Source organism: Massilia sp. CCM 8734 (assembly GCF_011682155.1).
Taxonomy (GTDB): domain Bacteria; phylum Pseudomonadota; class Gammaproteobacteria; order Burkholderiales; family Burkholderiaceae_D; genus Telluria_A; species Telluria_A rubra.
This window is the reverse complement of record NZ_WHJI01000029.1, coordinates 56,651-75,242: the sequence shown is the minus strand read 5'-3', so window position 1 is coordinate 75,242 and position 18,592 is coordinate 56,651. Positions and strand designations below refer to the sequence as shown.

11 protein-coding genes are annotated in these 18,592 nt (G+C 66.3%); 1 reads left to right on the top strand and 10 read right to left on the bottom strand.

From position 1 onward, the window contains the following. Window positions 1–116: 116 nt before the first annotated feature. Window positions 117–2,189 (bottom strand): hypothetical protein, encoded by a 2,073-nt coding sequence (locus tag F2P46_RS23665; protein WP_166894808.1) that lies wholly within the window; start codon window positions 2,187–2,189, stop codon window positions 117–119. 321 nt (window positions 2,190–2,510) lie between these two features. Next, window positions 2,511–4,700, bottom strand: a complete 2,190-nt coding sequence (locus F2P46_RS23660) for a hypothetical protein (protein WP_166894807.1) — start codon at window positions 4,698–4,700, stop codon at window positions 2,511–2,513. A 363-nt stretch (window positions 4,701–5,063) separates the two neighbouring features. On the opposite strand from F2P46_RS23660, the gene F2P46_RS23655 reads away from it, so the two are divergent. Further along, on the top strand, window positions 5,064–5,876 hold the full coding sequence (locus F2P46_RS23655) for a PEP-CTERM sorting domain-containing protein (RefSeq protein WP_166894805.1): 813 nt from the start codon (window positions 5,064–5,066) through the stop codon (window positions 5,874–5,876). A gap of 112 nt (window positions 5,877–5,988) precedes the next feature. Here the strand turns inward: F2P46_RS23655 and F2P46_RS23650 are convergent, their stop codons facing one another. From F2P46_RS23650 to F2P46_RS23615, 8 genes are all read right to left on the bottom strand, one after another. After that, window positions 5,989–6,429 (bottom strand): tetratricopeptide repeat protein, encoded by a 441-nt coding sequence (locus F2P46_RS23650; protein ID WP_166894803.1) that lies wholly within the window; start codon window positions 6,427–6,429, stop codon window positions 5,989–5,991. Between the two features lie 66 nt (window positions 6,430–6,495). Then, the gene (locus tag F2P46_RS23645) at window positions 6,496–8,778 is read right to left on the bottom strand and encodes a bifunctional serine/threonine-protein kinase/formylglycine-generating enzyme family protein (protein ID WP_166894801.1); all 2,283 of its coding nucleotides are present in this window, start codon (window positions 8,776–8,778) and stop codon (window positions 6,496–6,498) included. A gap of 8 nt (window positions 8,779–8,786) precedes the next feature. Then, a complete protein-coding gene (locus F2P46_RS23640; protein ID WP_166894792.1) occupies window positions 8,787–11,036 on the bottom strand; it encodes a hypothetical protein in 2,250 nt (749 codons plus the stop codon). Window positions 11,037–11,164: 128 nt separating this feature from the next. Continuing rightward, window positions 11,165–12,190 carry a hypothetical protein gene (locus tag F2P46_RS23635; protein WP_166894790.1) on the bottom strand — a complete coding sequence of 342 codons (1,026 nt, stop codon included), beginning with the start codon at window positions 12,188–12,190 and terminating at the stop codon, window positions 11,165–11,167. Continuing rightward, on the bottom strand, window positions 12,187–13,254 hold the full coding sequence (locus F2P46_RS23630; RefSeq protein WP_368737949.1) for a hypothetical protein: 1,068 nt from the start codon (window positions 13,252–13,254) through the stop codon (window positions 12,187–12,189). Before F2P46_RS23630 ends, F2P46_RS23635 begins: the two co-directional genes overlap by 4 nt. Beyond that, the gene (locus F2P46_RS23625) at window positions 13,251–13,814 is read right to left on the bottom strand and encodes a hypothetical protein (protein ID WP_229509433.1); all 564 of its coding nucleotides are present in this window, start codon (window positions 13,812–13,814) and stop codon (window positions 13,251–13,253) included. The genes F2P46_RS23630 and F2P46_RS23625 overlap by 4 nt, the downstream gene beginning before the upstream one ends. 17 nt (window positions 13,815–13,831) lie before the next feature. After that, a complete protein-coding gene (locus F2P46_RS23620) occupies window positions 13,832–15,097 on the bottom strand; it encodes a hypothetical protein (RefSeq protein WP_166894786.1) in 1,266 nt (421 codons plus the stop codon). A gap of 72 nt (window positions 15,098–15,169) precedes the next feature. Then, the gene (locus F2P46_RS23615) at window positions 15,170–18,367 is read right to left on the bottom strand and encodes a penicillin-binding transpeptidase domain-containing protein (RefSeq protein WP_166894784.1); all 3,198 of its coding nucleotides are present in this window, start codon (window positions 18,365–18,367) and stop codon (window positions 15,170–15,172) included. Between the last annotated feature and the right edge of the window lie 225 nt (window positions 18,368–18,592).

The window sequence follows — 18,592 nt, the reverse complement described above, 5'->3', positions numbered from 1 at the left end:
GTGTTGGCGGAACTTACACCCTTTCGCGGCATCGCGCATCCCACGGAATGGGGGGATGGCGCGAAAATCCGGTCGAAATCGAGCGGCGTGGCGTCGCTCTTGCGCACTGCCTGGGACTACTTCAGCTTGAGTTTATCGGGGCCGCCGAAAAAACAGTAGGGACAGACCTGCTTGCGGTGCTTGGCGATATCGGCGAGCTCGAAGGGCAGCGTATTGAAGTAGTTCAGTTGGTCTTTACCCAGGTCGGGACTGTAGGCATCGGCGAAGCGGCAGCGCTTGGCGGGATCGGTGTAATGGATTTTGCTGAGCCGGTCCGTCACGACCCAGCCCAAGGCCTGGCGCTTGGGGTCGTTCTGTTTTTCCGAATAGCCCGGATAAAAAACGGTGTGCTGCCAGCGCACGTAAGGATGCGTCCGGTCCAGCCTGTCCTCTTTGGCAATCCGCAGTTCCTGGTTAAACAGCTCCTGGGTCCATCCGCCCCACGGACGATAAATGCGGCAGCGGACGATGAAACCGGTGTAGCTCGCCAGCGCGGCCGAGCTATGGTTGATCGAGACGTGCAGCGGATCGGCGGCACTGGCGATGTCGACATCCGATTCGGCGATCGGATTACCGGTATCGTTGGCGTAGACCCGCCATTGGATGCGTACCCGCGGATCGAAGCGGTTATACAGCTCGCCGCCATTTTCCATGATGACGTCGATCGCTTCGCTTCTGCGGGCGGACCAGGTATCGTTCACCACAGGCGCGTAGGCCGGTCCGTTTTTACCCTGGATATGGATATACGACTGCGTGAATTGTTCCTCGAAATGAAACCAGGCGCTCATGCTGTCGGGGCGAACGACGACATCGTCGAGCGTCAACGCAAAGGTGGGGCCTTGGGTTCCGGGTAAGGTGAACCCGGTGATGCCCTTGAAGCCCGACACGGCATCGAACACGCCGCTCGACAAACCGCTTTCGGCGTTTTCGAGCACGCTGCCGACGACGGCCGAGACGACCGTTTCGAGCAGCATCACCACCACCAGGCTCGCGCCGCTCGTGGGCCACGCCAGCAACACCCCGACCACGCCGGTAACGCCCTGCAATGCGGTCAACCACGCCGGCTGGCTGATGTCCACGTCGAAGCTCTCGGCGGTGACGCCGTCGGCGCTGGCATAGTTCATCAGGTACTGCGTATTGCCCTCCATGTAAGTGTGGACGATGCGCAGCTTGAGCGCAAAGTCGACATGCACGGCGATGGCGCTGAAACTGCTGGCGATACCGGTGACCTCGATGACGTCGTGGCCCAGCACGACGTCGATCGCGTTGAGCGATGTCAGCGAAACCGCCGACGGCTCGTACACGGTATTGTACGGACTGTTGATCTGCTTGATGACGCCCGAAATACCCTCAAACTTGGATTGCTCGAAGCGCGAAAACAGCTCGTAGCGGCCGCTGTGCAGGAACAGGTCGTTCAGGATCACGCTATTGATCGAGACCGCGACACCCGTCTTGTGCGGGCCTTTCTGGCGCAGGGTGGTGCCGCTCCAGACGGTGTCGTAGAACGGCACCCCGTAGTCGTCGTCACCCGTGTGGGCCGCCTGCTGCAGGGTTTTTTTGAAGCCTTTGTCGGTCGCCGCCAGGTTCATGTCCACCAGCTTGCTCGCATCGCCCTGGCCGAAACCGGCGATATCGACGCCCAGATTGAGCGAACCTTGCGTGATCAGCACGCCGAGCGCGGAAATCACATAGGCGCGACGGGCAAATGGTTCGAGCAGTGGTGGCGTAAACAGAAATTGATTCGGATCCTGCGTGACCGCCCCCATGATCGCGAAAGAGGTCAGCAGGCTGTTGCCCACGATATCGCCGTAGACGGGATTCGGATCGGTGCCTGAAATGAGCGTGCTGCCGGACGAGACGACGACGACGTGTTCGGTGTCCAGGCCAAACTGGATCGCTTTGCTCTTGTCATCGACCAGCCGCACAACCGGCATGCTGATCCGGGCCTTGACGCTGATCACGCAGCCCAGGGTAGGAAGTCCGGGGCCGGAAAAGGTGAGCGGCCCCACCAGCTCGATATCGGCGAAAACGAGATTGTCGGGGTTGTCGATCAGATCGAGCATGGGCTCGACCAGCACCAGATCGAAGGCCACGGTATTGGCGCCATGGGCCACCGAATTTTTCAGGCGCACCTGCATCAGGTTGTTCACATACGCCGCGTGAATGAACGCCTGTAGCGCTTTTGCGCTGATGCTTAATGCTGCCGCAAACCCCGCATGCAAGGCCATATCAGGAAGCCCTATCGCAAAAAGGACCATCCCGCCAGGAGGCGGGATGGGTGGAAGACGATTGAGTGTCACACGCACGGGTACCTGACCCGAGCCGTAAAGGAGAGCAGCGCACCGTAGTAGGCCAGTCTACAATTTTTCCCACGGGTTCTTTCGAGACCCGGACGTTTCCGATTTCATAATCGCATTCCGGGCGGTGAATGTCAAAACATTAAGCTGATATTTTTCGCCTTTTTCACAACATCACTTGAGTATCTTTTTGTCCGGCCCGCCAAAGAAACAGTAGGGGCAGACCAGCTTGCGATGCTGCGCTATGTGAGCAATGTCAAACGGCAAAACGTCATGGTAAATCAGGTCGTCCTTGCCCAGCTCGGGGGTGTAGGCGTCCGCGAAGCGGCAGCGTTTGGCCGGATCGGTGTAATGGATTTTGCTCTTGCGTTCAGCCACCACCCAGCCGGTCGCGTGCCGCTTGTCCATCTGGTCGAGCGGTGCCGAAAAACCGGGGTAATACGCCACATGGTTCCAGTGCACGTACCGGTGGGTGCGATTGAGCCGGTCGGTGATCCTGACGGCCATCTCCTGGCTGAACAATTCATCGGTCGAGCTGTCCCACGGGCGGTAGATGCGGCAGCGGATGATGAAGCTGTCGTATTTGCCCAGTGCCGGCGACGCATGATCGACGCTCACTTGCGCGCTCGCGGAGTTGAACGCCAGATCGGTATCGACCAGCACCACCGCGGAGGCGCCGGCCAACACCTTCCAGGCGATCCGCACCTGGGTGTCGTGGATGTTATGGAGCGGCTCCGGCGTACTGAAACGCACGACGATCTGGCTCAGTTCGCTCGAGGGCCAATCCAGGTGCTCGACTTTCCCCGTGCTGGTGTAGTTGGGGAATCTCGTGACATAGATGCGCGCGCCGGCCGCGCTGCGTTCGAGCTTGAACCATGCCGTCATGGCCCCCGGCCGCAGCAGGACGTCGTCGCAGCGCAAGGTGAAGGTCGGCCCGCTGGTCTTTGGCAAGGTAAATTGGATAGCCGTGTGAAAACCGGACAGGGAATCGAGGACCGCCGGCATCAGGTCGTCCTGCGAGGCGCCAAGCAGGTTGCCGACCACGGCGCCGACAACCGTCGCCGCCACCGCCGACACGGCAAGATTGACCGCGCCGTCATGCGGGGCGAGCATGATCCCGCTCGCGATCCCCATGGCATGGATGAAGCCGAGCCAGGCCGGCGAATCGAGATCGACGTCGTAGATTTCCCCGGTGATGCCGTCGGCATTCGCATAACGCATCACAAAACTGGTATCGCCATCGAAATACGTATGCACGATGCGCGCTTTGAGGGAAAAACCGACATGAACCGGCAAGACCTCGAAATTGCTGCCCGTGCCGTTGATCATCAGGATGTCCTGGCCGAACACGATCTTCAAGGCATTCAAGGCGGTGAGCTGCAAGGTCGATGGCTCGAAGCTCTTCTTGGGGAATTTGCCGATCAACTGCAAGAGCGCAGTTTGCACCTGAGCATATTTTTGCCCTTCAAAGGTGGCCATGACCTGCGAACGTCCCAGCTGATCGAACATGCGCTGGAAAGCCATTTCGTGCAGGCTGACCGCGGCATCGGTCTTGTGCGCCCCGGCGGTGCGTAACTTCGACGCTGTCCATTGGGTGTCATACAGGGGGGTGCCGTATTCGTCGTCGTCCGTGTGTACGGATTGCAATAGGGTCTTTTTCCATCCTTTCGGTGTCGACACGCGATTCAGATCGACCAACTGGGCGGCGTCTCCCTGGAAGTACAACTCCTGCACGTCGACCCCGATGTTGAGCGAGTCGGCCGACACGCGCACGGAGATGCTGTCCTTCTTGCTGCCCAGAGGCCCCAGCGTGTATCCGAGCAGGACGAAATGGGCAAGCTGGGGCGGCGTCAGAAGCACTGTCGGCATCGCCCTCGCGATCACGCCCGAGAGCATTCCCCCGTTCAGCGGGCCTAAAATGGATGAGGGATACAAGGGAGAGATCTGGTCGCCGCCGATCACGCTCAGATCGTACGTCAGCATGGCAAGGCTGCTCATCTTCAGCCCGAAGTGAAGCGCATTGCCGTTCGGCCGGATGGCGGCCACTTCGCAGGTAGCCGTCAGCTTCACGCGCACGCTCACGGTACGGGTGGGCTTGCTGTCGGCGCTGCAGGTGAGCGTGCCGGCCAGGTCCATCGCAAGGATGACATGTTTGCCCGCGTTCGTTTGCAGCGTGAGGCGCGGCTCGACCTGGAACAAGTCGTAATCGACCGTATACTCGCTCAGATCGCTCTGGGCGACGCCGTTCGCTCCACCCTTGATACGTCCGAGCACGGTATTGTTGACATAGCCGGCATGGATAAACGACTGCAGCACGTCCTTGGTGAAACTGAGCGCCGCGGCAAAGCCAGCATGCAGTGCCATAATGGAAGTCTCCCTGGAAGCGATTCAATTGCAGTCGTGGCAAAGCCGCCGGCGACGATCCAACCGTCAACGCCTGGCCGTCCCATGGCGAAATAGCAATGTATCACTTAATCTTCTGTGGCGATATCAGCAATTTTCCCGGCAGGGGCGCGCAGCGGAGAATGGCTGCGCCCCGAAACCCGACGATAGCGGTAGACGCACGGCAAAGTCATCGCCGCCATGGTGCGAACAGCATGCGCTCAGGTCGCGGTCGAACGCGAAGTCGCTGGCAGCGCCAGCCAATTCCATCACGCCTATTAAGCGAGCGATAAAATATTGACTATAATGCAACCTCGCCAACGTGCTTGCTTCGAGGCATTCCCTATGAAACAAGGCGCTTTTGCACTCCCCTTCGCCGCGCTGCTCGCTATCGCGCCTATGCAGGCGCATGCCGATTTTTCGGCTAGCGCGACAATGTCCAACATCCGCTTCACGCTCACCGATCTCAATCTGGACGACGGCATCGCACCGTCGCTGGTTCCCAAGCTCGACGGCGGCGCGGTGACGCGCGATTTTTCGACTTGGTACGAGGACAATGATGCTCGCAAATACCAATCATTTTCCGCCGATCCGGCGTATTTCGACTCGCGCACGGTCGCTTTCGATACCCCCACGGCAGGCCCCAAACCCAACCGCGTCACCGGCTCGGTCAGCATCGGCGGAGACTCGTTCGATCACTTCGCGCTTGCCGCCAATGCAACGGTCGCAGGGACCCGCCAGCGCACCGCTGGTGCGGGAGCGCTGCTGGTTCGCTCGTTTACGCTCTCGCCCAACACCGCCGTAACGATCACGATGGATGTCACCGTACTTTCCGGAAAAACCAATGCCAACTTCAACGGGTATGGCACCTCCAGCGCCTCTTTCTGGATTGGTAACCGGGCAGTCGAGCGCGCGACGCATGCGGTCGAGTCCCTCTACCAGGGCTCGGGTACGCCGGGGCTGCTTACCATGAGCACGACCTATGAAAGCCAACTGGGGGAAACGTCGGTCGACGCGTACTTCTGGGTCAACGCGTATGCCTGGGAAAACGGCAACGGCATGCCTCTGCCCGTGCCTGAGCCCGAAACCGATGCGATATTGCTGGTCGGTCTGGGGATGATTACATGGCGCCAACAACGGCGCCGGCTCGGCCGCTAAGAAGCGGCGCCGTGTGTCGTGCGGTTTGACGAGGTGGACGATGCCCACGGCTGCACCGAGGCGGTGCTCACTTTCTTCATTCCACCATGTTGAAGTCGGCACACGCGCCGCGCTACCATTGACCATTGGCGGGAGGATCGATTTGACTCTGAAGAAACAGGAAATACTTCGGATCTTCGCGTTCGAAAATTTCTTTACCGGCGCCCATGTAGGCGCGCACCAGTTCGTCCGCGGCGCGGTAACCGTTTCCTAGTTCTAACTGGCATTGACCTAATCGCAAATGTAAAAACGGGCTCCCGATCGCGCCGGTGCAATGCATCGCATCGGACAAGACCTCCTTGCCCTGTGCGAAGCTCTTCGCACGGAAATAGACATCGCCAAGGCCCGCGAGAATGCCAGCCGTTTCCCGATATTCTTCGCGCGGCTCCGGAATGAGCGACAGCGCCTCCGAGAAATTCCGAAAGGCGTGATCGAACTCCCCGATCTCGATCAGCACATCCGCTTCGTCGCAGATCTCTCGAATCTCCGCCGCTATCTTGTCGTCCAATTCCACCACTACCACCTTTATCCATTCATTGGCCGGAAATGCAAGCCACGTGCGCAAGCGCAAACACGGGCATCACGGCGCGACGATATTGCGCGCCACCCGAAAACCCACGATATCATTACTGAGTTGCGCCGAAAACCCGTTGCGCAGCGCCGAGCGCAGATAGCGCGGATTGTACAGCCACGAGCCGCCGCGCAGGATGCGCCGGCTCTGGTCGCCGCCCTGCTCCCAGGCGTCGCCGGTGCTCGGCGCGCCCTGGTAATTGTCGTGCACCGTGTCCTGCACCCACTCCCACACATTGCCGTGCATGTCGTACAGCCCCCACGGATTGGGCGCGAACAGCCCGCCGCGCGTGGTGCCCTGGCGGTACTCGCCCTTGGGACTGCCGTTGTAGGTGTAGTTGCCGTCGTAGTTAGCCAGGCTGGTATCGATCTCGTCGCCGAAGCTGAACGCGGTTTTGGTGCCGGCGCGGCACGCGTATTCCCACTCCGCCTCGCTCGGCAGGCGGTACACCTGGCCGGTCTGCTCGCTCAGCCAGCGCACGTACAACTGCGCGTCGTGCCAGGTCACGCCCACCACCGGATGGTCGTCGGCCTGGGCGAACCCCGGCTCGGCCCAATTGACCTCGCCGTGCGGTTGCCAGCCCGTCGCGCGCACAAACTGGCGCCACTGGCCCACCGTCACCGGAAAGCGCCCCATCGCCAGCGGCTGCTCGATGCCGACCCAGTGCTGCGGCGTTTCGCGCTCCACCCACGCTTGCTGCGAGCCGGCCCGCATCGCGATCTTGCGCTCGTGCTCCGGGGACCCCATCTGGAAGCGCCCGGTCGGCAAGAGAACCAGTTCCGGCCCGGTGCCCGTCCCGTCCAGGAAGCGGTCGCGCAGCACGCCTTCGGTATCGGCCACCGGACTGCCCTGCTCGGGCGGCTGGGCCGACGATTCGGCCACGCTGCGTTCGGCCATCTCTTCGCGCGCACGCTGCTGCTCGGCGCGATACGCCGCCACCGCCTTGGCCTGCATCGCCTTGCGCTGCTGTTCCTCGCGCGCCTTGCGCTCTGCCTCAAAGTCGGCCTCGCGCCGCTCGCGCAGTTGGCGGCTCAATGCTTCCTTGCGTTCGCGCTTGGCCGCATCGGCTTGCGCGCGGTCGATCGCCTCCTGCTCCTTGCGCTGCTTTTCCTTGAGCAGATGGGCGGCGGCGGCAGCTTCCGCCTCGGCCTTGCGCTGCGCCGCCAGCTGCCTGGCGCGCACTTCTTCCTGCGCGCGCTGGGCCACCTGCTGGGCGGCGTGCGCAAGCTGTTCCTGCGCCTGTTGCGCCGCATGCTGGACCGCCAGTTCCTGCGGCGACGGCCCGACCGCGCCGCGCAGGGCGGCCAGCAGGTCCGGCACCGTGAGCGGGCGCCGGTCCGGGTCGAACGCAAACCCGCTGCGCAGCGCATCCCATTCGCGCGCGGACAAGGCCTCGGGCCGCGGCGGCTCGTGACTGGCGCTGCGCGGACCGTCGAACGGCATGTGCCCTTCCACCATCTGGTAGATCATCACCGCCACCGCATACACGTCGAGCGCGCGGCTCGGCTGGCGTTGCAGGGTGCCCGCTTCCGGCGCGCGGTAGCCGGCGGTGCCCGAATTACCGGGCGCTTCGAGCCCGATGCTGCTCGCGCTGCTGCGCGCTCGCGCGGCGATGCCGAAGTCGAGCAGTTTGATCTCGCCCTTTTTGGTGACGAACACATTGCCCGGCTTGATATCGCGGTGCACCAGCTTGTGCTTGTCCCACGCGTACTGCAGGGCCTCGGCAATCGGCGCCAGCAGTTCCTGCACGCGCGCCAGGGTGAGTGGCCCTTCACGCGCCAGCAGGCTGTCGAGGTCCTCGCCTTCCAGGCATTCCATGATGATGAAGTAGCTCGACGTGGCCGGGTCCTGCGCCCATTCGTAGACCCGCACGATGTGTTCGTGCGCCAGGCGGCGCGCCTGGGTCGCTTCTTCGATCAGCAGTTTGGCGTGGGTGGCGCTTTGCGTCAGTTGCGGCGGCAGGATCTTGAGCGCGACCATCGCGCTGTGACCGAGTTCGGCGTGCGTGGCCAGGTCCATCGCCTGCCACACCTGGCCCATGCCGCCCTGCGCAATGAGCTGTTCGAGGCGGTAGCGGCGGTTTTGCGGCCCGATCTCCTGGCCCACCATCAGCCCAATCTCGGTGCCCTGGCGGATGTGGATCGCCGGCGCCATGGGCGTGCCGCTGCCGCCGGGCGGCGCGTACTCCGCGTCCAGGATGGCGTTCTTGCGGCTGTCGAATTCCTGCTGGCTTAACAGGCCGTCTTCGTGCAGGCTGCGCAGCTCGCGGATCTTGTCTCTTGCCGTTTGCATCTGTCCTGTCAAGCTTGGATCGCCGCGCCGCATTCGGCGCAGAATTTGTCAGTGGGACCGGCCCGGTGCCCGTTAATGCACATGCGGCACACGCGCACCTGCGCTCGCGCCGCCTGATCATAGCCTACCCTCGCCCCGCCCTGCGCCACGCCGATGCCCAGGCCAGACTGCGAGGCCAGCGCCGCCTTGTTCACGTCGTTCTGCATCCCCAGCAAGTCGAGCTGGTGGCGCCGGTCCTTGTCCACTTCGGCGTCGCGCAGGGCGCGTTCGCGCTCGACCCGTTCCTGCGCGCCGCGCGCCGCTTCGGCCGGCGTGACGCTGTAGGTCGCCGCCACCACCGACGCCAGCGCCGCCAACTGGTGCGGCGTCATGCTGGCGTGGACCTGGGTTTTCATCACGTCGGCCAGCGCCAGCGCGTTCGGGCCGGCCGCCAGCGCCACCTTGCCGGTGTCGCTCAAGGCGCCGATGGTCGAGACGCGACTGATCTCGATGCGCGCCAGCTCCGCTTCGTGCGCCTGCTGCGCGAACTGCGTTTCGCGCTCGTGCCCAAGGCGCTTGAGTTCCTGCTGCCAGGCCGCTTCCTGCTCCTGCCGGCGCAGCGCGTGGCGCTTTTCTTCGGCTTCCAGTTCGATCTGCTGCGACTGGCGCTGGTGGCGGCCGTCGGCGTCGATCGTGCGCAGCAGTTTTTCGTGCTGGGCAATCGCATCCTGCTGCGCGCCGCCACGGCGCAGGGTCCCGATCTTCTGGTTGATTTGTTCCGCGTCGGCCCTGGCGCCCGCATCCTTGAGCATGTCGGCGCGCAGCAGGTCGCGCTTGCGGTCCAGCGCCAGTTCTTCTTCCCATTCGGCGATGCGCTCGGTCTCGCGCTTGTAGGCGGCGTTGGCCAGCGCCAGCGACTGCCACTGGGCGGTGTGCTGTTCCTGTTCCAGTGCCGCCTGGCGTTCGCTGGCGGTTTTTTGCGCCTGGTGCAGGCGCGCGAGCTCCGCGCGTTTGCGCGTTTCGTCCTCGATCCCCAGCGCCTGGGTGATCTTGTTCTGGATCTGCTGTTGCAGCAGCTGGTGCGAAAAGCGCTGCTGCGCCAGCTGGCGCATCTCCAGCGCGCCCTGCTGCGCCACTTCGAGTTCGGTGCGCATGCGAATCTGCGCCAGGTGGCGCAGATGCGCCCACTCGGTCGACTCGTCCTCGCGCGCCGCGCCCTTCTTGGCCAGTTCGTGTTCCAGCTCGGTGACGATGTCGCCGGCGCCGCGCTCGATGGCCTGCTTGCGGTTCTTCGACTCGACGATGCGGCCATACAGGTCGATCTCGCGCGCGCGCAGCGCCTGCAGGCGCTCGGCGTTCTGCAAGGTCAGCCCGGCTTTTTCGATGCTGTCGTCCTGGCGCAGTTCCTGGCGGCGGTAGCGCAGGCGGTTTTCCTGCTCCTCGACCCGGATGCGCTGCCATTCTTCGTCGTTGTATAACTGGTCGAGCTGTTTCGCGTGTTCGAGCTTGACGTGGCGCTCGTCGGCCACCAGCCACAGCGTGCCGATGCGCGCCTGGTGGGCGTCGAATTTATCGTGGCGCAGGGCCAGCGTATCGACCTGCGCCACCGCCAGACCGTACTGGGCCAGGCGCAGCTTGAGCGCACCTTGCAGGCGCTCGTCGAGCTGTGGGCGCAGGTCGCGGTTGCCCGACATGTCGCGGATCGACTGGCCGGCGATGAATTCGGCCGCCAGCTGGCGCACCGAAGGCGCCAGCAGTTCGCGCAGGTGCTCGGTCGTCACCGTGCCCGGCATGGTCATGAAGTGCCGGGCAAAGGCGCTGACCTGTTCGATCTTCATGCTCACGGTGAACTGCGCGCCGATGGCCAGGTGCTCGGACGTTTGCAGGTCGTCGAACGAGAATTCGACCGGCATGGCGGCGGTGCGCGTGATCAGGATTTCGGCGTGCTGGTTGCGCAGCAGGTGGTTCAGGCGCGTGAAAAAGCCCTCGATCTCGTATTCGCCCTGCGGCACCTCGGTCGCCTTGTCCGCCTGGAGGATGTAGGCGCGCGTGGTGGCCGGCACCCGCAAGGTCTTGACGAACAGGCCGGAAAGCTGCTCGACGCCGAAAAACACCGCCAGTTCGCCGGGACCGGGAATCCAGCGGTTCTCGCGGAACACCGGTTCGTTGCGCGGCCCGCCCAAGGTCAGGCCGCACCTGGCGCAATAGCCCGCATCGCCGGCATTCTGATGCTCGCAACGCGGGCAGGTGACGCCGCCAAAACCAAACATCTGGAACATATCGACTCCTGGTTGTTCAACTTGCACCACATTTTACGAAACCTGGCACGGCCGTCACGATTTTAGCAGGGGACAAGGCGCACGACCGTCGCGCACACCGCCCCTCGCCGTTTCTCTTGAACGGGTGTTCAAATAATCCCGATCCGCTCCACCAGCGCCACGCTGGCGCCGCGTTCGCGCAGCGCCTCGGCAAAGCCCGGCGCCAGCGCGTCTTCCCACGTTTTGGGCAGCAAAATGCGGTCGCCGGCGACGGCCTGCCGCAAAATCAGTTCGCACTTCGGCGCGCAGCCGTCCACCGTATCGACCCGCCCCGCGTGCCAGGCGCCCGAGCAGCCGCTCGCGATCACCCGCCCGCGCGCCAGGAATTCGCGTCCCCGCGCCATGCGGTCGGCCATCACCAGCGCCAGTTCGAACGAATTACCCTGGAAGCGCGCCTGCCCGAAGCGCACCACCGTGCGCCAGCGACCCAGCGCGCGGCCGTCGAAATGGCGCGCCCCGGCCAGCGCCTGGCGCACCGCCAGCAGCTGGACCGGGTCGAGCCCGGGCGCGGCGATGGTTTCTTCTTCGTCCGCGCCCACACCGCCCAGCGGATACACATTCACCTCGACCCAGCACAAGCTGTCGTTGACGCCGCCGCTGTGCAGCGGGAACCAGGCGCGCGCCGAGGCCACGCTGGCCGCGCCGTCGGGCTGCCCGGTCAGCGCGCCCAGCCAGCCCAGGCCATCCGGCCCGCCCAGCAGCGCGTGCGCCGGGGCGTTGACCACGTCATGGCCGCCGATGCGTCCCAGTTGCCATTGCTCGGACCAGCCGTTGGCCAGCACCGGGCTGCTCGGCCGCCACACGCCGCGCGCCATGCGGTCGGCCAGCACCACGGCCAGTTCCCAGTCGCGTTCATGGCGCCCGGGAGCGCGATCGATGCTGATGACCACCTGGTCGCGGCTGTCGCAACAGCCTTCGGTCAGGCGCGCCAGGCGCACCACCTGTTGCATGCGTTCGGCCAGGGCGGCGTCACCGGCGCCGCTGCATTTGACGTCGGCGCGGCCCGCGCGCGGGCGCACGGTGGCGCTGACGGTCAGCAGTGCGCCGCCGGCCAGCACGCTGCGGCATTCGGCCCCGTGGCGTTTGTCGGCCGGTTTGTCCGTTGCAATGCTCATGCCGGCTCGCTTTCGGGGAGAACTATGGCCACGCGGCGCGCGGCGCATGCGTGTTCGAGGTTGGCGATGATGCGGTCGGCGTCATCGAACAGCGCCGCCAGGTCGGCATCCCCGGCCAGTCCCAGGCGGGCCAGCAAGGCCCAGGCTTCGTCCAGCGCGGCGCCGGCGCGCAGGCTGTGGCGGGTGCGGGCCAACTGGCGGTCGGCCGGCAGCATCTGGCCCGGCGCGGCCAGCTCCAGCGCCGGCATGGTGTTGACCGACAGGCTCACGCTGTCGAGCCGCTGCAGCAGCGCCGCATGCCGCTGGAACAGCGCCTGGCCGGGCGGCAGCAGCGCCATGCGCAGGCCGTGCATGACGCAAGGCAGTTCGAGGAACAGGCGGCGCAGCGCTTTGGCGTCGGCGCCAATGGCGTCCAACGGCGCGGCAATCGGCTCGCTTTGCGCCGGCGGCGCCGGCGCATCCGCCACGCTGACCGCGCGCGCCAGCAGCATTTGCGCGTAGTCGATGCGATCGCCCAGGTCCACCGGCATGCAATCGTCGACGCTGATGCCGAAGCGTGTATATAACAGTTGGTTGAAGCCGCCGCGAAAAGTGTTCCATTCGTCCAGCGTGGTGCAAGGCGGCAGCGCCAGGTGACCGAGCGCCAGTTCGCGCTGGAGCGCGCACTCGACGGACGCCGCGAACTCGCGCACGCCGAGCGTGTCGCCCGCCTCGCTGGCCAGGAACAGGTCGAAGCGCTGCTGCGCCACGCGCGGATCGGGACCATCGACGGCGAACGAGAGGCGCAGGCCCAGTTCGGGCGCGGCGGCGAACGGCGCCAGGTCGACACCATACGGGCCGGGATGAAAGCAGAATGCGTTCTCGGTCTCGGCCAGCACCATGCGGCTGCCTTCGGTAACGCGGCGCGTGTGGCCGCCCTGGTCGGCCACCACGCCGGTACAGCCCTTCGGCACCGTGCAGCCGGAGCCCATGCGCAGCGCCAGCGTGGCCGTGCCCAGCGCCGTGGTATCGGGCGGGGTGGCTTTGGCGTGGCGTTTGAACAGCCCGATCATGGTGTTTCTCACGCGGGCACCGGTTCCACCGCGAAGCACGCGCCGCACTGCTGGAAGTGCGATGCGGGCGCGCCATCGAAGCGCCAGCCGCATTCCAGTTCGCCGTCGGCATCGAGCCGGCCTTGCAGCAAAATCGCCCCGCCGCCGTCGACCACGCGCAGTATCGCTTGCTCGCGCAGCAGGCGCGCGGCGAACGGCGCGGCGGCGTCGAGCGAGAGGATCAGGCGCCAGTCGTCATCGTGGGCAACGAAATGCAGCGTCCAGTGGCCGTCGTCGGTCAGCAGGCGCGCCAGGTCGGCGCCACCGGAGGCGGCGCGCAGCATGCCGGCGCTGCCGCTCCAGGTGTCGTCGTTGGCCGCGCGCGCGGCGCCGCGCCGCTCGATCGCCAACTGGCGAAAGCGGCGCAAGGTCAGCGGCGAAGCACGCAGGGCCGCCAGTTCCGCGCTGTTCAATGGGTGGCTAGCGTCGATGGCGGCGAGCAGCACGGCGTCGGCCAGCATCAGGCGGTCGCCCTCCACGCGCGGCGACAGCAGCAGGCGTTCAAGCAGCTTGCGCTCCGGTTCCTGGTTCATTTTCACATCATTCTCCTTCATGGAACAGCGTCGAGCAGGCTGGCGATGGCGGCGTCGCGGCGCTTGCGCAGGGTGGGCAGCGAGACCTGGTCCAGCAGCGCCAGTTGCTGCATGGTCGGCAGCTCGCCGGTGGCCGGGTCCAGCCATTCGCCGGGATAGCTGTCGTCCTGCCCACCGATCATCTTGAGATACACGGCGAGGCGCACAGGCAGCGAAGTCGCCGCCAGTGCGCGGGCGCTCCAGCTGCCGTGCTCCTGCGCCACCCACGCCAGTTCCATGAAGCGGGGGGGCAGTGAAAGGCTGGCGGCAATCGCGCTGTCGTAGGGGGCCGGCTGCGGCGCCTCCGGTGCGGCCGGATCGGGCTGCGCGCCGTCGCTATCAAGCGCCACCTCTGGCAGGATGCGGCTCTCGCCCTCTTCGACGGCGGCGTCGGCCACCCTCCACAGGTCTTCGAGCCAGTTGGCCGCTTCGCCGGCGTCGTGCAGCCAGTCGCTGTCGCGGTTGGACGATAATTCTTCGTAATCGCCGATCTCGAGCAGCATGGCGCCGATCTTCCCGGGGCTGGTTTTCAGGTTGGCGAAGCGCTTCGATTTGGTGTGCAGCGGCCCCGCGCCGCCGCCGAAGCGTTCCAGCGACTCGCTCCAGCGCAGCACCCACTCGGCCTTGCAGGCGCCGATGGAGCGCATCTGGCGCACTTCGATCGGCATCGCCGTCACCTCGCGTCCGAGGATGGCCGCCACCTGCGCGGCATGCTCGCGCCAGCCACCGAAAATGCGCGCGATGTCGCTGTAGGCGGTGTCCAGCATGCGGTACGCATACATCTTGTTAGGGCTGCAAGCGCGCCCGCAGGCGGCCTGGTAGTTGTCCGAATCGACTTTATCGCGCACGCCCGCGTACATATCGTTGACCTTTTTGCGCAACATGGCGTCGCCGCCGGGCGCAGCCCAGAACGGGCCGATTTTCCGGTGTTCGTTGGCCACCGCGGCGGACAAGGCGGCCCAGTCGGCGGGGCGCGCGCGCAGCTCGTACAACAGGCTCAGTGCCAGTTCGAGCACGCTTTCGCCATAGCTGTTGGCGCTCGCCCCGGCACGCGCCGAGCGCGCGCACGCGTGCAGCGCTTCGGCCGCCAGGTCCACATACTCGGCCAGCGTATCGGGCGCGTCGGGCGCATCAAGCAGGCGCGCCGGCGACAGAACCGCAAACGCCTCCAGGGAGCAGTGCCCAAGCAGTTTGCGCACCTGTTCCCAGCCCTGCTCCTGATACCGGGTTCCCGGCAAGCGCATAGCATCCCTATCGTTGTCTTGGCATCAAAATAATGCCATACAACCGGAATCGGCAAGGCGCGCTTGAAACGCCTATTTACCCTTCTGTTCTGGATTCTGGGCCGCCATCGCCCCCAGCACGGCCGCCACGATGGGCGCCGCGTGCTCGCCCCCGGTAGCGTCGGAATGGCTGACAAAGGCCGCCACCGCCAGGCGCCGGGTCTGGCCCGGCAGGCTGCCCGGTTCCAGCCAGCCGGTGAACCACACCGTGGCCAGGTCGCGTCCATCCACGATGGAAGGCGAGGTGCCGGTCTTGCCGGACAGGCCACGCCGCACCGCCGCCAGGTGCGCGCCGCGAAAGGCGCCGGCCGCCGTGCCGCTGTCGACCACGCCCTTCATCCCGGAGCGCACCCGGTCCAGGCGCACGCCGAGCGCCGGCGTGGCGCCGGCAAGCGCGTCGCGGCCGTCGAGCGAGAGCAGCAGGCGCGGAGCGATCACCCTGCCCTCGCCCACGGCGCCGGCCACCAGCGCCATTTGCAGCGGCGTGACCTGCATGCGCAGGCCGATCGCCATCTGGCGCAGCTCGTGGCGCGTGTGAATCGGATCGATGTGGGCGGCACTCGCTTGCAGCGCGTCCCAGCTTGACCATGAAAAATCGGGCGGCAGCAAGCCGCCATCGAGGCGCGCGGCCTGTTCGAAGCCGAGCCGGTGCGCCATTGCCACGATCGGGCGCACGCTGTCGAGCGCGCCGCCGTCGAGCGCCTGCAGGTCGGGCGCGCCGCCGTCCGGCCGCCCGAACAGGCTGCGGTCGCTCAGCTCACCGGACCAGGCGAACCAGGTATTGAGGCTGTAGGTCAGCGCCTGCGACAAGCCAAGACGCCCATCCTGCGCGCGCCGGTCCAGGTGCTGGTCCTTGTAGTTGGTGATGTGGGCCAGTCTGGTATCGAGCGGATAACTGGCCGCATTGGTCTGGAAGGCGAAGCCCTTCGACTGCGCCATGCGGTTGATCGCCGGCAGCGGCAGGCCGGCCAGCAGCGCTTCGAGCTGCGGATCACGCCTGGCGGCCAGTTCCAGCCCCAGCGCGCTGATCACCTTGAAGGTCGAACCGGGGCTGCGGTGGGCGCCGCCATCGTGCTGCAAGGCCGGCAGGCGCAACGGGCTGCGGGCCGGATTGGCGCGGTCGAAATCGCGCACCTCGTTCCAGTTGGCCGGGGTGACGGCGGCGCCGCCGGCGCCGGCCGCCGCCAGCACGTCGCCGGTGGCGGTATCGAGGATCACCAGGCCGGCCTGGCGGCCCGGCGTCACCGCCTGCGCGCCGCTGCAGGCGCCGCCGTTCCAGTGGCCGCGCCGCATCCCGATGCACTCGAGCGCCTGCTGGCTGGCCGTTTGCAAGGCCAAATCGAGGGTCAGGCGCGCCTGGTGGGTCACGCCATCGGGCGCGGGCAGGCGCGCCAGCATGCCGGCCACGCTGTTGGCGTGCGCCGCGCGGATGCCGAGCAGCGGCGCCAGTCCCGCATCGCGCGCCGCGCGGCTTGGCTCGCCGCCGCTCCAGAGGACCGTGCCATGACGGTCGGCCAGGGTCACCGACGCCAGGGTCGTGGCGCGGGCGGTGGCGCTGTTGGCCGCCAGCGGCTGCCATGCCAACTGGCCGCCGGCCACGCGCAGATGGCGATACTGCTGGTCGCCCGCGAGACCGGCCATGCGCAGCGGCGCGGCGTCCAGGGTGATGCCGCGCGCGCCGGGCTCCACGTCCAGCACCAGCGACTGGACCGACCCAGCCGAGGGGCAATCGCGCCCGCTGCAGGCGTCGCGGGGCTGGCCGCGCAGGCGCGCGCCATCCACCGACAGCAGGCGCCCGACCAGCATCAATTCGATCGCCTGGCCGGCTTGCGCGGCACGCGGAAGCGCAAGCGTCAGGCGCGCGGACGCACCGGCGACGGCGTCCGGCCAGGCTTTGACGCGGGTCCATGGCGCCCAGCCTTGCGGCACATCGGCGAACAGGCGCGCGGCCGCCGGCGGCATCGACGCGGTGGTGGACGCCGGCGCGCTGGCCACGCTGGCCTGCCACTCGCCGCCCTGATGCGGCTTCATGCGCCACGCCAGCAGGCGCCGTTCGCTGTTGAACACCTGGACCTGTTCGCGCACATAGTCGCCGTCGGCCATGCGGTACAGGCGCTTGAGCAGCTTGAGGGAATCGGGATCGAGGCGCGCACCGGGCCAGCCGGCCAGTTGCGCGGCGCGCGTGCCGTCGCCGACCGCCTGCCATGCCGCCAGGTCGCGCGGCGCCAGTTCCGCCAGTCCGCCGGAACCCAGGCGCACCAGGCCATGCCGCTGCAAGGCCTGGAACAGGGCCTGGTCTTCCAGGCTGGCGCGCGGCAGCAGCGGCACCTGGTAACGCCCGGGAGAGAACCACGCCGACACGGCCGGCCCGTCGGCCGGAAACGCCACCACCAGCGCTTTGGCGGCGTTGGCGACATCGCCCGTCTGGAAAAGCTGGACCAGCAGCTCGCCGGCCTGCGGACAGCGCTTGCTGGCACGGCGCTGGAAGCGCAAGGCGGCGTCTTTCCAGACCAGCCAGCCCTCGCGCCGCAGATCGGCCGCGCCGCGCGCGCCCCCAGCGGCGAGCGCGCCCTCGCCGACCCAGCGCATGGCCGGCTGCGCCCCGGTCCATTCGAGCCGCAATGGGGCGGCATAATCGATCGAGGCCCTGCCGCTCAGTTGTACTTGCGGCATGCCCGCCACGTCCGGCCCGGCCAGGGCGATGTTACGCAGCGTGACTGGGCTGGCCGAGGCGTCGTTGCGGGCGACCCAGCGCGCCACGTCGGCGAAGCGGTAGCCGATGCGCAGCGGAAGCAGGCGCGCATTGGCGGGACCCTGCATTTGCGTGCACAGGTCGATCCGCACGGGCGGCGCGCTGCGCAGCCTGGACGCGACCAGCAGCGTTCCGCCGGCGTGGGACGTAACGCTGATGCCGGGCTGCGGCGCCACGTCAAATTGCGCTCCGGGCAAGGCGCCCTGCAAGGCATCGGCCGATACCGGTAGGCCGGCGTCATGCAGGATGGCGGCGCCGGGTTCCGATGAAGCGGCCAGGTGGCGCGCGTGGGCGCTGATGAGCAGCGCGCCCGCGCACGCGGCGATGGCGCCGGCCGCGCCGATCCAGTGCGCCGAGGTGAGCGCAAACGTGCGTGGCGCCACCGCTTGCCGCGCACCCTGGCGCAAGTGGCGCGCGCGGCGCCATGCCGTCCGGCGTCCGGACCACGCCTGCACAACCGAATCGAGCCAGCCTGTCATCATTTCTCCGCAAATTCCGTGGCACGCCTCGCGCGTGGCCTGCCTGGCACTAGCGGGGGGCGCAGCGAAACCAAGCAAGCTTATCAACTGTGCAAGCTTGCCGGCCCACGTTACGGAACTTACGTTTGCCCCGGATTCTGTTTCAATTGTAAGCAGGTGAATCAATGGTCCGGAAGCGTCGGGCGCCTTGCTATATTGGATTCATAGGAATTCACAAGGAGAAGT